This window comes from Dellaglioa sp. L3N (assembly GCF_054941095.1).
In genome coordinates, this window is the sequence record NZ_CM142928.1 from 1 (window position 1) to 14332 (window position 14332).

General features: G+C 36.0%; 12 protein-coding genes. All 12 read left to right on the plus strand.

Annotated elements, in window-relative coordinates:
- The 12 genes from dnaA to dnaB all read left to right on the plus strand — a co-directional run bounded on the left by dnaA (window position 1) and on the right by dnaB (window position 14256).
- The gene (dnaA, locus tag ACVPPR_RS00005; protein ID WP_462298501.1) at window positions 1-1353 is read left to right on the plus strand and encodes a chromosomal replication initiator protein DnaA; all 1353 of its coding nucleotides are present in this window, start codon (window positions 1-3) and stop codon (window positions 1351-1353) included.
- Between the two features lie 169 nt (window positions 1354-1522).
- Window positions 1523-2662 carry a DNA polymerase III subunit beta gene (gene dnaN / locus ACVPPR_RS00010; RefSeq protein WP_462304259.1) on the plus strand — a complete coding sequence of 380 codons (1140 nt, stop codon included), beginning with the start codon at window positions 1523-1525 and terminating at the stop codon, window positions 2660-2662.
- Between the two features lie 325 nt (window positions 2663-2987).
- Window positions 2988-3215, plus strand: coding sequence for a S4 domain-containing protein YaaA (gene yaaA, locus ACVPPR_RS00015; protein WP_057974154.1), 228 nt, complete (start codon window positions 2988-2990; stop codon window positions 3213-3215).
- An 8-nt stretch (window positions 3216-3223) separates the two neighbouring features.
- Entirely contained in the window at window positions 3224-4357 is a 1134-nt protein-coding gene (recF, locus tag ACVPPR_RS00020; protein ID WP_462304260.1) for a DNA replication/repair protein RecF, read from the plus strand.
- A gap of 19 nt (window positions 4358-4376) precedes the next feature.
- Window positions 4377-6314, plus strand: coding sequence for a DNA topoisomerase (ATP-hydrolyzing) subunit B (gyrB, locus tag ACVPPR_RS00025; RefSeq protein WP_462298553.1), 1938 nt, complete (start codon window positions 4377-4379; stop codon window positions 6312-6314).
- A gap of 29 nt (window positions 6315-6343) precedes the next feature.
- Window positions 6344-8851, plus strand: coding sequence for a DNA gyrase subunit A (gene gyrA / locus ACVPPR_RS00030; protein ID WP_462304261.1), 2508 nt, complete (start codon window positions 6344-6346; stop codon window positions 8849-8851).
- A gap of 197 nt (window positions 8852-9048) precedes the next feature.
- Window positions 9049-9342 (plus strand): 30S ribosomal protein S6, encoded by a 294-nt coding sequence (gene rpsF, locus ACVPPR_RS00035; RefSeq protein WP_409021850.1) that lies wholly within the window; start codon window positions 9049-9051, stop codon window positions 9340-9342.
- 37 nt (window positions 9343-9379) lie between these two features.
- Window positions 9380-9910 (plus strand): single-stranded DNA-binding protein, encoded by a 531-nt coding sequence (gene ssb / locus ACVPPR_RS00040; protein WP_462298496.1) that lies wholly within the window; start codon window positions 9380-9382, stop codon window positions 9908-9910.
- An 18-nt stretch (window positions 9911-9928) separates the two neighbouring features.
- The gene (rpsR, locus tag ACVPPR_RS00045) at window positions 9929-10183 is read left to right on the plus strand and encodes a 30S ribosomal protein S18 (RefSeq protein WP_462298495.1); all 255 of its coding nucleotides are present in this window, start codon (window positions 9929-9931) and stop codon (window positions 10181-10183) included.
- Window positions 10184-10304: 121 nt separating this feature from the next.
- Window positions 10305-12317 carry a DHH family phosphoesterase gene (locus tag ACVPPR_RS00050; RefSeq protein WP_462298494.1) on the plus strand — a complete coding sequence of 671 codons (2013 nt, stop codon included), beginning with the start codon at window positions 10305-10307 and terminating at the stop codon, window positions 12315-12317.
- A gap of 6 nt (window positions 12318-12323) precedes the next feature.
- Window positions 12324-12779, plus strand: coding sequence for a 50S ribosomal protein L9 (gene rplI / locus ACVPPR_RS00055; protein WP_462298493.1), 456 nt, complete (start codon window positions 12324-12326; stop codon window positions 12777-12779).
- Between the two features lie 85 nt (window positions 12780-12864).
- Entirely contained in the window at window positions 12865-14256 is a 1392-nt protein-coding gene (gene dnaB, locus ACVPPR_RS00060) for a replicative DNA helicase (protein WP_462298492.1), read from the plus strand.
- Window positions 14257-14332: the final 76 nt, after the last annotated feature.

A 14332-nucleotide genomic window follows, 5' to 3' on the forward strand; every position in this document is an offset into this window, starting at 1 on the left:
TTGTTTACTCTCGAAAATTTATGGACTTCACTGACAGATTATTTCAAAACACAACTCAACCCTGTGAGTTATGAAACTTGGATTTCTTCAGCTGAACCAAAGCAATTTATTAATAACGATCTCATTATTGAACTTCCTTCCCAGTTGCACAAAACTTATTGGATTCAACACTTAGCCCCAAAAGTTGTTGCTTTTCTTTATGAAAAAACTGGCGAAGAAATCAATCCTGTACTACAAATAAAGGGTGAATCAACCACTCGAGCTCAAAATAATATGTCCTTAGCAGATGCCACAAAATCTAATAATGATAATGTCCCTACCTTTATGCGTGATGCCAAATTAAATGACAGATACACCTTCAGTACTTTCGTTACCGGAAAAGGTAATCAAATGGCGCACGCTGCTGCTTTAGTTGTTTCTGAAGAACCCGGTCGCTTATACAATCCGCTATTCTTCTATGGTGGCGTTGGATTAGGTAAGACGCATTTGATGCACGCTATTGGTCACCAGATGCTCTTAAATAATCCTGATGCAAAAGTGAAATATGTGACAAGTGAAGCCTTCACAAACGGCTTTATTAATTCACTACGAAATAATACCCCTGAAGCTTTCCGAAAAGAATATCGCAGTGTTGACCTCCTATTAGTAGATGATATTCAATTTTTTGCTGATAAAGAATCAACTCAGGAAGAATTTTTTCATACGTTTAATTCATTATATGATGATAAAAAGCAAATCGTCTTGTCATCAGATCGCTTACCAAATGAAATTCCTAAATTACAAAAACGGTTGATATCTCGCTTTAAATGGGGTCTTTCAGTTGATATTACGCCCCCTGATTTAGAAACTAGAATTGCTATTCTAAGAAATAAATCTGACGCTGAAAATCTTGAGATTCCCGATGATACCTTAAGTTATATTGCCGGACAAATTGATTCAAATATTCGTGAACTTGAAGGGGCTTTAGTTAGAGTTCAAGCTTATGCAACATTATCCAACTCAGAAATAACCACGAGTTTAGCGGCTGATGCCTTAAAAAACTTGAATTTAAACAACAAAGCAAATGAAGTTTCAATTGCTATCGTCCAAGATCGCGTTGCTAAATTTTTCCATGTAACTGTGGGCGATTTAAAGGGCAAGAAGCGTGTTAAAGCCATCGTTATGCCACGTCAAATTGCGATGTACTTGAGTCGTGAATTAACTGATAATTCTTTACCTAAAATTGGTTCTGAATTTGGTGGTAAAGATCATACGACCGTTATTCATGCGCATGAAAAAATTGCCGGATTATTGGAAACTGATGACAAACTTCAGCGCCAAATTGCAGACCTTAAGAGCGAACTCAACCAATAATTTATGTGGATATTTGTGGATAAAAGAGCTACTTTACTCACAAGTTATACACATGTGGATGCTTTTATTCATAAGGCTCAACGTATTTCTTAACATGATTAACAGGCCCTACTACTGCTTCTATTCTTTTATTACTTAATTAATAACTAAACTCACCGGAGGTTTTACTATGGAATTTACAATTAATCGTTCAGCATTTATCAAACAATTAACAGATGTTCAGAGAGCCATTTCGTCAAAAACAACGATTCCTATATTAACGGGTATCAAAGTAGTTTTAACTGCTTCAGGCTTACTTTTAACAGGTAGTGATGCAGATGTTTCTATTGAAACATTTTTATCTGTTGAAGATGACGCAAATAATTTAACAATCGAATCAACTGGTGAAATCGTGCTTCCTGCTCGTTTTTTCAGTGAAATTGTTAAGAAATTACCTCAGGATACATTTTCATTAACCGTAACTGATGGTTATCAAACAGAAATAACTTCAGGATCAGCATCATTTAATATCAATGGCTTGGATGCAAACAATTATCCTCATTTACCAGAAATTGATACTGCTGATAACCTAGTATTTTCAGGTTCAATCTTGAAACAAATTATTAGTCAAACCGTTATTGCGGTTTCTAATCAAGAAAGTCGCCCTATTTTGACTGGTGTTCATTTTGTCATTGAGAATGGTGAATTTTTAGCAGTTGCAACAGATAGTCATCGTCTAAGCCAACGTAAAATTACATTGGCAGGTGCTAATGCTGCTAAGTACGATATCATTATTCCTGGTAAAGCCTTAGTTGAATTATCACGAATGATTGATGATTTAAATCCAGATATTGAAATGCGTATCTCAGAAAACCAAGTTTTATTTATTATTGGTAATACCTCATTCTATTCACGTCTGTTGGAAGGTAATTATCCTGACACAAGCCGCTTAATTCCCAATGAATCAGCAACAGATATTGACTTTAACGCACCAAAATTATTGTCAGCAATTGAACGTGCTTCATTGTTATCACATGAAAGTCGTAATAACGTTGTAAAGCTCGCCATTAATGCTGCTGAACAAAAAGTTGTTATTTATAGTAATTCACCTGATGTTGGTAATGTTGAAGAAGCTTTAGAATTCAGTAACTTATCAGGTAATGATCTTGAAATTTCATTTAATCCCGATTATATGAAAGATGCTTTACGGTCATTTGGTCAGACTGAAATCAAAGTTGCTTTTACGCAACCATTAAGACCCTTTACTTTAGTACCAACTGAAGATACAACTCAATTTATTCAATTAATTACACCCGTTCGAACATTCTAATTATGCGTTAGATTGTTATCATTCATGAAAATGGAGTGAAAATCAGTTTTAATTAACTGTTTTCACTCTCTTTTTTTAGGCAAATTTAGCTTAAAATTTAAATAATGTGGTAAATGTAATTTTTGAGTTTGGTTTAACCCTCAAAAAAGGGATGATAGTTGATTTTAGGCAATTAATTAAAAATATAGCCTTTTTAGTATGTTGAGAGTAAAAGGACTAAATAAAAATTAAATCGCTTAAATCGCCTTATAATGAGATGTGAAATTGTAATTTAGTCACAAAAAAGGTATAATGAAAAAGGAAGAAAATGGAGGTTGACGACGATTTGAAATCAGATATTTATTTAGAAACACCTTATATGATGTTGCAACAAGTCTTGAAATCAGAAACAATTATTAATTCTGGTGGCGAAGCAAAATGGTTTTTACGTGAGAACGAAGTACTCGTGAATGGTGAATTGGAAGACCGACGCGGTCGTAAATTATATCCTGGCGATGTTATTGAAGTCCCAGGTATTGCAATTATTACAATGCATTCAATGGACGAAAAGTAGGCTTATCAATGTATTTAGAAAATCTAACCTTGAGGGATTATCGCAACTATGAAGATTTAAACGTCTCATTTTCACCAGCAATCAATATTTTACTTGGTGAGAATGCTCAAGGTAAAACCAATTTACTGGAAGCCATCTATGTGCTATCAATGACTCGAAGTCATCGAACGAATAATGATAAAGAGTTAATTAAATGGGATAAGACGGCGGCGATAATTCAAGGTCGAGTCAGTAAACAAGTCGGTTCAATACCACTTGAGATACAAATCAATTCCAAAGGCAAGAAAGCTAAAGTTAATCATTTGGAGCAAGCGAAATTATCACAATACATTGGTCAGTTCAATGTGATTTTGTTTGCACCAGAGGATTTAGCCCTCGTAAAAGGAGCTCCAGCTGTAAGAAGACGATTTATTGACATGGAATTTGGTCAGATTAATGCCCGATACTTATATAATTTGGGTCAATATCGAACTATTTTGAAACAACGTAATCAATATTTAAAACAACTACAACACAAAAAAGACCAAGATTTGGTCTTTTTAGATGTCTTATCTGATCAATTAGCTGCTTTTGGTGCTGAGATTGTGCATCAACGATTAATATTTCTTAAACAACTCGAGTTTTGGGCTAATCAATTACAAGAAGAAATTACGCAGTCAGCCGAAACAGTGACATTTGAGTATGCGACTCATTTGGAAAATGCTACAGAACAAACGGTTGAACAACTATATGAACAATTACAAAACAATCTAAAAAAAGCAACTAAAAAAGAAATATTCCAAGGGACAACCCTAGCTGGACCACATCGTGATGATGTGCGTTTTTTAATTAACGGCAAAAATGTTCAGACATATGGTTCTCAAGGACAACAAAGAACCACTGCATTATCAGTTAAATTAGCTGAAATTGAGTTAATGAAAGAAGAGACTGGTGAATATCCGGTCCTTCTTTTAGATGATGTTCTTTCTGAATTAGATGATATGCGTCAAACGCACCTTTTGAAGACGATTCAAAACAAGGTTCAAACATTTTTAACAACACCAAACCTAAGTGGGATTGCTAGAACGTTAATTAACGAACCGAAGATTTTTCATATTAATCAAGGTAACTTACTCGAAGAGGAGGAACACACAGTTGACTGATCAAGAAAAACAAGCTGAAATAGCAGAAGAATTACATGAAGAAAAAGCAAAAGAATACGATGCAAGTCAAATTCAAGTTTTAGAAGGACTTGAAGCTGTTAGGAAACGTCCGGGTATGTATATCGGAACAACAGCTTCACAAGGTCTTCATCATTTAGTTTGGGAAATTATTGATAATGGTATTGATGAAGCTTTGGCCGGATTTGCTGATGAAATTAATGTTGTTGTTGAAAAGGATAACAGTATTACGGTTCGTGATAATGGTCGTGGTATCCCTGTTGATACGCAAGCCAAAACAGGTCGTCCAGCACTTGAAACGGTCTTCACCATTTTGCATGCTGGTGGTAAGTTTGGTGGCGGTGGATACAAAGTTTCTGGTGGACTTCATGGTGTTGGTGCCTCAGTTGTTAATGCGTTATCAACCGAGTTAGATGTCCGAGTTATCCGTGAAGGTAAAATCTATGGTATGGACTTTGCTCGTGGTAAAGTAACAACAGAAATGGCTGTTGTTGGTGAAGCACCTGAAAATGAACATGCAACAATTGTTCATTTTGTGCCAGATCCTGATATTTTTACAGAAACAACGGTCTATGATATTAAAATATTAACAACACGTATTCGCGAATTAGCATTCTTGAACAAGGGACTTAAAATTACGATTGATGATAAACGTGATGGTGGGCCCGGATTACAAGAATTCCATTATGCTGGTGGTATTAAGCATTATGTTGAATATTTAAATAAAAATAAAGATGTTATTTTTCCAGAACCTATCTATGTTGAGGGCGAACAAAAAGGAATTATTGTTGAAGTTGCCCTTCAATATACGGACGATTATCACAGTAATTTATTGACTTTTACAAATAATATTCATACCTACGAAGGTGGGACGCATGAGTCTGGGTTTAAGACAGCCTTAACCCGGGTTATAAATGATTATGCCCGCAAAAATAACCTGATGAAAGAAAATGATACCAACCTTTCTGGTGAAGATGTTCGTGAAGGATTAACTGCGGTTGTCAGCATTAAACATCCAGATCCTCAATTTGAAGGCCAAACAAAAACAAAATTAGGAAACTCTGATGCACGAACAGTGACTGATCGAACATTCTCTGAACATTTCACTAAGTTCTTGATGGAAAATCCTAAAGAAGCTAAAATTATTGTAGAAAAAGGGATGTTAGCTGCTAGAGCACGAGTTGCGGCTAAACATGCTCGAGAAGTAACGCGTAAAAAGAGTGGCCTTGAAATCAGTAATTTACCTGGTAAATTGGCTGATAATACAAGTAAAGATCCTGCAATTAGTGAACTATTTATTGTCGAAGGTGATTCAGCTGGTGGTTCAGCTAAACAAGGTCGCTCACGTTTAACGCAAGCTATTTTGCCTATTCGTGGTAAAATTTTGAATGTTGAAAAAGCCAGTTTAGATAAGATTTTAGCTAATGAAGAAATTCGCTCATTATTTACAGCTATGGGTACTGGATTTGGTGGCGAATTTGATGTTGAAAAAGCTAATTATCATAAATTAATCATTATGACTGATGCCGATGTTGATGGTGCGCATATTAGAACATTATTGTTAACGCTATTTTACCGTTATATGCGTCCACTCGTTGAAGCTGGATTCGTCTATATTGCGCAACCACCTTTATACCAAATTCGACAAGGTAAAATGATTCGTTATGTTGATACTGAAGAAGAATTAGAAGAAATTCAAGGTCAGTTGACGCCGACACCAAAACCTGTTATTCAGCGATACAAAGGGCTTGGGGAAATGGATGCTTCTCAATTATGGGAAACAACTATGGATCCAGATGCGCGTCGTCTATTACGAGTTAATGTTGATGATGCTATTGAAGCTAATGATGTCTTTAACATGTTGATGGGTGATCGTGTAGAGCCTAGACGTGAATTTATTGAAGAAAATGCCACTTACGTAGAAAACTTAGATATTTAAAAATTTGGTCGTAAAGGAGGTTGGTTATTTTGGCAGAAGAACTACCAGCATCAAGCCGGATAAAAGATGTTAATCTTTCCGGAGAAATGAAAAAATCATTCTTGGATTACGCAATGAGTGTTATCGTTGCTCGTGCGCTTCCAGATGTTCGAGATGGGTTAAAACCTGTTCATCGTCGTATTTTGTATGGGATGAGTGAATTGGGAATTACACCTGATAAACCATATAAGAAGTCAGCTAGAATTGTTGGGGATGTTATGGGTAAGTATCATCCTCATGGTGATTCATCGATTTATGAAGCCATGGTACGTATGGCTCAAGATTTTAGTTACCGTTACATGTTAGTTGATGGACATGGTAACTTTGGTTCTGTCGATGGTGATGGCGCTGCTGCTATGCGTTATACCGAAGCTAGAATGAGTAAGATTGCTGTTGAAATGATGCGTGATATCAATAAAGATACGATTGATTTCATGGATAATTATGATGGTAGTGAACATGAACCAGTTGTTTTACCTGCGCGTTTCCCTAACTTATTAGTTAATGGTGCAACAGGTATTGCTGTTGGTATGACAACGAATATCCCACCTCATAATTTGGCAGAGGTTATTTCAGGATTACATATTTTAATGGATAATCCTGATGCAACTGTGGCTGATTTGATGGAAGCTATTCCTGGACCTGATTTTCCAACGGGAGCTACCGTTTTAGGTAAATCAGGCATTCGTAAAGCTTATGAAACAGGTAAAGGGACAATTACAATTCGTTCAAGAGTTGAAATTGAAGAACAAAAAAACGGTAAAGAACGTATTATCGTTGATGAATTGCCTTACATGGTCAATAAAGCGCGTTTAATTGAACGTATTGCCGACTTGGCTCGTGATAAAAAAATTGAAGGTATTACTGATATTAATGATGAGTCTGATCGTGAAGGAATGCGAATCGTAATTGATATTCGTCGTGATATGAGTGCTTCAGTTGTGTTAAATAATCTTTATAAATTAACGCTATTACAAACCTCATTTAGCTTTAACATGTTAGCTATTGTGAATGGTATTCCTAAAGTTTTAAGTTTAAAGGAAATGCTTGTTTATTATCTTGAACATCAAGAAAAAGTAATTCGTCGTCGTACGCAATTTGAATTGAAAAAGGCGCGTGCTCGTGCACATATTCTCGAAGGATTAAGAATTGCACTTGATCATATTGATGAAATTATCCGAATTATCCGTAGTTCAAATACGGGTGAACTCGCTAAAAATCAATTAATGAGTAATTACGGTTTATCAGATAAACAAGCCCAAGCTATCTTAGATATGCGTTTGGTTCGTTTAACTGGTTTGGAACGTGAAAAAATTGAGGATGAATATCAAAATTTGATGGCATCAATTGCTGATTTTGAAGATATTTTAGCGCATGATTCACGGATTCATGAGATTATTTATCAAGAATTGTTAGACTTACAATCAAAATTTGGTGACGAACGTCGTACTGAATTGTTAATTGGTGAAGTCTTGAATCTTGAAGATGAAGATTTGATTGAAGAGGAAGAAGTGATGATTACCTTAACGCATAATGGGTATGTCAAACGACTTCCAACCGATGAATTCAAAGCGCAAAACCGTGGTGGACGTGGTGTCCAAGGGATGGGTGTTCATGATGATGACTTTATTGAGCATCTTGTGTCAACATCAACGCATGACACCTTACTCTTCTTCACGAATGCTGGAAAAGTCTACCGTATGAAGGGATATGAAATTCCTGAATACGGTCGTACAGCCAAAGGAATTCCAGTTATTAATCTTTTAGGCGTTAATTCTGGCGAAAAAATTCAAGCTGTTATCAATGTAAGTAAGCAAGAAAATGATGAACGTTATCTTTTCTTCACGACGCTTAACGGAACAGTTAAGAGAACGCCAGTTTCAGAATTTTCTAACATCCGAAATAATGGATTAAAAGCCATTAAATTGCATGATGAAGATGAATTAATTAACGTTGCGATTACAGATGGAACTCAGAATATGATTATTGGCACACATCTCGGTTACGCTGTTTCATTTGCTGAGAATGATGTTCGTTCAATGGGACGTTCTGCTTCTGGTGTTCGCGGTATTCGTTTAAGAGAAGATGATTACGTTGTTGGGGCTGATTTATTAGCTGCTGATAGTCACGTATTCATCATTTCTGAAAAAGGATATGGGAAACAAACACCTGCTTCTGCTTATGCGATTAAAGGTCGTGGTGGAAAAGGGATTAAGACAGCCAATATTTCTGAAAAGAATGGCCCAATTGCTGGTTTAGCAACTGTTCAAGGTGACGAAGATATTATGTTAATTACGGATCAAGGTGTGATGATTCGATTTAACGTGAAGAACGTATCGAAAACAGGTCGTGCGACTTTAGGTGTTCATTTAATTCGAATTGATGAAAATGCTAAAGTTGCAACAATGGCTAAGGTTGAAGCTGCTCCTGAAGAAACAACAGTTGATTTAGATGAAGTTGTATCTGACATTGAAACTGAAATAACGGATCCAGAATAAAATAAATTTAAAAAATTAAATAAAATCCTAATTAACGACGTACTTAATAAGTGTGTAGTTAATTAGGATTTTCTTGCTTTAAGCGAATGTCAGTGATATACTTTTAGTTCGTAAGTGTCTATAGCATTAAATAGATAACTTCCCTTGTTCTTGCCATGAGGTAAGGACCTAAAGTCCATAAGGAGGTGTAAACAGTCATGAGTAAATATGAAATTACTTATATCATCCGTACTGATCTTGATGAAGCAGCTAAAGCAGCTTTGATCGAACGTTTCGATGGTATTTTAACAAGTAATGGTGCAGAAATCGTTACTTCAAAAGACTGGTCAAAACGTCGTCTTGCATACGAAATCAGCGGTTATAATGAAGGTATCTACCATATCATTAATGCTACAGCCGATGACGATATCGCAATTAACGAATTTGATCGTCTTTCAAAGATCAACGAAGGAATTTTGCGTCATATGATCATTAACAGAGATGAAAAATAATTCATTTTAATAAAATAACGGAGAGGAGCAACACATTATGATTAATAGAACAGTACTTGTCGGACGTTTAACAAGAGACCCTGATTTACGCTACACAGCTAGTGGTGCTGCAGTTGCAACTTTTACAGTTGCAGTTAATCGACAATTTACGAACGCTTCTGGCGAACGTGAAGCCGATTTTATTAACTGTGTTATCTGGCGAAAAGCAGCTGAAAACTTTGCTAATTTCACGCATAAAGGTTCTTTAATTGGTGTCGATGGCCGAATTCAAACGCGTTCATACGATAACCAACAAGGAACCCGCGTTTATGTTACTGAAGTTGTCGTTGAAAACTTTTCGTTGCTTGAATCAAAATCTCAGTCAAGCCACCAACAAGATAACGCTAATAATCAAAGCAGCGCTCCTCAATCAACTTCATCATCAGTAAATAACAATGCTAATCCGTTTGGTGGCGCAAGTTCGAATAATAATTCAAACAAAACGCAAACCAACGATTCAGCAACTGTTGATCCATTTGCAAATAATGGCCAACAAATTGATATTTCTGATGACGATCTACCATTCTAATTAGAGGAGGAAACTCACATGGCACAACAACAACAACGTAGAGGTGGTGGCGGTGGCGCACGTCGTCGTCGTAAAGTCGACTTCATCGCAGCTAACCACATCGAATATATCGATTACAAAGATACAGACTTGTTAAAACGTTTCATTTCAGAACGTGGTAAGATTTTACCCCGTCGTGTTACGGGAACAAGCGCTAAAAACCAACGCAGTTTAACAATTGCAATTAAACGCTCACGTATTATGGGCTTATTACCATTCGTTTCAGAAGAATAGTAATGATTAAAGAAGACTATGCAAATAGTCTTCTTTTTTTTGTCCATGGGAAGATTTGTGCAGGTAAATGTTGAATGTGATAAAATAGATAACATCTAGAATTCAAAGATGAGGAGATACTATGAAAAAGTTCCTTTCGAACGAGAAACTTCCCGGTTTTTTGAAGAATGAACGCTTAAGATGGATTGCGATTTTTATCATAATCATGTCTTTATTTAGTGTTGTTCTATCTTTTACGGTTAATTTATTTTTAGGACTTATATTATTAATTATTGCATTGGGTGCTATTAGTGCAAGCATTTATATCATGTCTCAAATTACCGCAAATACGAATGAATATATATCAGAATTATCATATCGAATTAAACGTGGTGAGCAAGAAGCGCTTATTAAGATGCCAATTGGTATCTTAATTTTCAATGAAAAGAATGAAATTGAGTGGGTTAACCCTTATCTACAACCTTATTTTGAAAAAAATGATGTATTAGGTAAAAAAATTGAGGCTGTTGATGGCGATTTAGCTTCAATTATCACGGATAATATTGAGAATAAAGCTGCGGTTACAGTTACGTGGCACGAAAAAGATTTTGAAATGATTATTCAAAATGATATCCATGTCGCTTATTTGATGGATGTTACACGTTACTCAGCAATCGAAAAAGAATTTGAAGCTGAACGCGTTGTTATTGGACAGGTCTTTTTAGATAATTATGATGAAGTGACTCAATCTATGTCGGATAAAAATGTGTCTAACTTGAGTAATTTTGTCACAAATGAGTTATCAAATTGGGCACGTCGTTATGGAATGTACTTAAAAAGAACAGATACGGATCGTTTCTTTATTTTGGTTCATGCGCATTCTTTACAACAAATTGAAGAAGAAAATTTTAAAATTTTAGATCGAATTCGTGAACGGACATCAAAACAAAATTTCCCGCTTACTTTGAGTATGGGAATTGCGTATGGTGATGGTGATTTGAATTCACTTGCAACATTAGCCCAAAGTAATTTAGATTTAGCTTTAGGCCGAGGTGGCGATCAAGTGGTTGTTAAATCGCCTGAGGAACAAGCAAGATTCTATGGTGGTAAAACTAACCCAATGGAAAAACGGACTCGAGTTCGTGCTAGAATGATTTCTCAGGCTTTACAAGAAATCATGAAACCATTGGACCAAGTTTTCGTTATGGGACACCAGAGCCCTGATATGGACTCTGTAGGTGCTTGTTTGGGTATCAGACGAATTGCCCTGATGAATAATATGAAATGTTGGATTGTCCTTGACCAAACAGCTGTACATTCCGATGTACAACGGTTAATGGAAGAATTGGAACAATATCCTGATATTAAATATAATGTTATTACACCCGAAGAGGCATTAGAAAAAGCAACAGAGCAAAGTTTATTAGTGATGGTGGATCATTCGAAACCTTCTATTTCTGGAAGCCCTGAATTATATGAAAAACTTAAAAATCGATTAATGGTTATTGATCATCATCGTCGTGGTGAGGAATTTCCTGAAAACCCAATGTTGGTTTACATTGAACCTTATGCCTCATCAACTTGTGAATTGATTACTGAAATGTTTGAATATCAATCAAAAGATAGTGAACCCATTAATAAAATTGAAGCAACTGCAATGCTAACTGGAATTATCATTGATACGAAGTCATTCTCGTTGAGAACAGGGACGCGAACATTCGATGCAGCCAGTTATTTAAGATCGGTTGGGGCTGATTCAACAATGGTTCAAGATTTTATGAAAGAAAATGTCGATAGCTACTTGAAACGGAATCATTTAATTGATAAAGTGGAGTTCATTAATAGTGACTTGGCATTATGTGTGGGTGAAGATAATACTGTATATGATCCAGTCACGGCAGCACAAGCGGCAGATTCGTTATTATCTGTTTCGGGTGTTTCAGCATCATTTGTTGTGACGAAACGACCAGATAATCGTGTTAGCATTTCAGCTAGGAGCACTGGCGACACAAATGTCCAAGTCATTATGGAACAATTGGGTGGCGGTGGTCATTTATCCAATGCCGCAACCCAATTGACTGGTGTGAGTGTGAGTGAAGCTGCAGAACAATTAGTTAGTATTTTAATGTCAAAAAAAGATGAAACTAAGGAGTGATTAGCCATGAAAGTTATATTTTTAGAAGATGTTCGTGGAAAAGGTAAACGTGGAGAAATTAAGGAAGTTCCAAGCGGTTATGCACAAAACTTTTTAATTAAAAATGGTAAAGCAAAAATTGCTACAAATTCAGCAATGAGTTCTTTAAAAGGACAACAAAAAGCTGAAGAAAAGAAAGCTGAAGAAGTTTTAAAAGAAGCTAAAGATGAAAAAGCCGTTTTAGAAGATGACAAAACAGTTGTTGAATTAACAGCTAAGGCTGGCGAAGATGGGCGTTTATTTGGGTCAATACCTAGTAAGCAAATTGTTCAAGCTATGGAAAAACAATATGGTATTAAGATTGATAAACGTAAAGTTGAATTACCAGAACCCATTCGTGCTTTGGGATTCACCAATGTTCCTGTTAAATTACATGTCGATGTGACAGCAATGATTCGCGTGCATGTCTCGGCCAATAACTAAAGTAGTATTTATTTGAAAAACTGGGCAAAAGTTGATTTTGCGCCAGTTTTTTTCTTGATTGGGGAAGTAAGGAGAACACAATATAATGAATAATGAACTATTAACAGACCAAACACCGCCACAGAATATTGAAGCAGAACAAGCTGTTTTGGGTGCCATTTTCTTAAAGGGTGATGCACTTGTTGAAGCTATGGAATATTTAGAACCAGAAGACTTTTATCAACGTCGGCATCAATTAATATTTGCTGCTATGGTGGATTTAAATGATAGAGATGAAGCAATTGATATTGTGACAATCCAAGATAATTTAACGTCTAAAAATCAGATGGATGACGTTGGTGGTGTTAGCTATATTGTTGAATTAGCAGGCTCAGTACCAACTGCAGCCAATGTTCAATATTATGCTAAGATTGTTGAAGAAAAATCAATGATTCGCCGTTTAATTGCAACGGCAACAACGATTGCGACAAATGGGTTATCACAAGACGATGATGTCGCAACACTTTTAGATAATGCTGAACGTGAAATTATGAGCGTTTCTGAAAAAAGAAATCGTAGTGGGTTTCAAGCTATTGCTGACGTGTTAAAAAGTACCTTTACAAATATTGAAAAGCTAGCTAAAGAAGGCGACACAATTACTGGATTATCGACGGGTTATCCAGAGTTGGATAAAATGACTGCCGGATTGCATGCAGATGAATTGATTATTTTGGCTGCTCGTCCAGCCGTTGGTAAAACAGCTTTTGCTTTGAATATAGCACAAAATGTGGCGACAAAAACGGGTGAAACGGTGGCTATATTTAGTTTGGAAATGTCAGCGGAATCGTTAGTTAGTCGGATGTTATGTGCTGAAGGTAGTATTAATGCTAATCATTTAAGAACGGGGCAATTAGATGAATCGGAATGGTCCAATTTGATTGTGGCAATGAATTCGTTATCGAAGGCAAATATTTTTATTGATGATACAGCTGGTTCAAAGATGGCTGAAATTCGGGCAAAATGTCGTCGATTAGCCAAAGAAAAAGACGGATTAGGGCTAATTGTTGTTGATTATTTACAATTAATTGAAGGTTCAGGTCGTGAAAGTCGCCAACAAGAAGTCTCAGAAATTTCGCGTCAAATGAAAAAATTGGCGAAAGAACTAAGCGTTCCCGTCATTGCCTTATCTCAATTATCTCGTGGTGTTGAACAACGTCAAGATAAACGACCAGTGTTGTCAGATATTCGTGAATCTGGTTCTATTGAACAAGATGCTGATATCGTTGCGTTTTTGTATCGTGATGATTATTATGAACGCGAAACGGACGAAGATGAAGACGGAAATATGCCAGACCCAAGGGATGAAGATGATCAAAATGTTGGAGAAGTTGAGGTTATTATTGAAAAAAACCGTGGTGGTGAACGTGGTACGGTTAAATTATTGTTTGTTAAATCATATAATAAATTTTCATCGCTCTCTTATATAGCGGAAGCTTAAAAAATAGTCCTTTAAGGGCTATTTTTTTTGCATAATAAGATGAAACGTTCGTTATATAGCTGATAAATGTTTTATT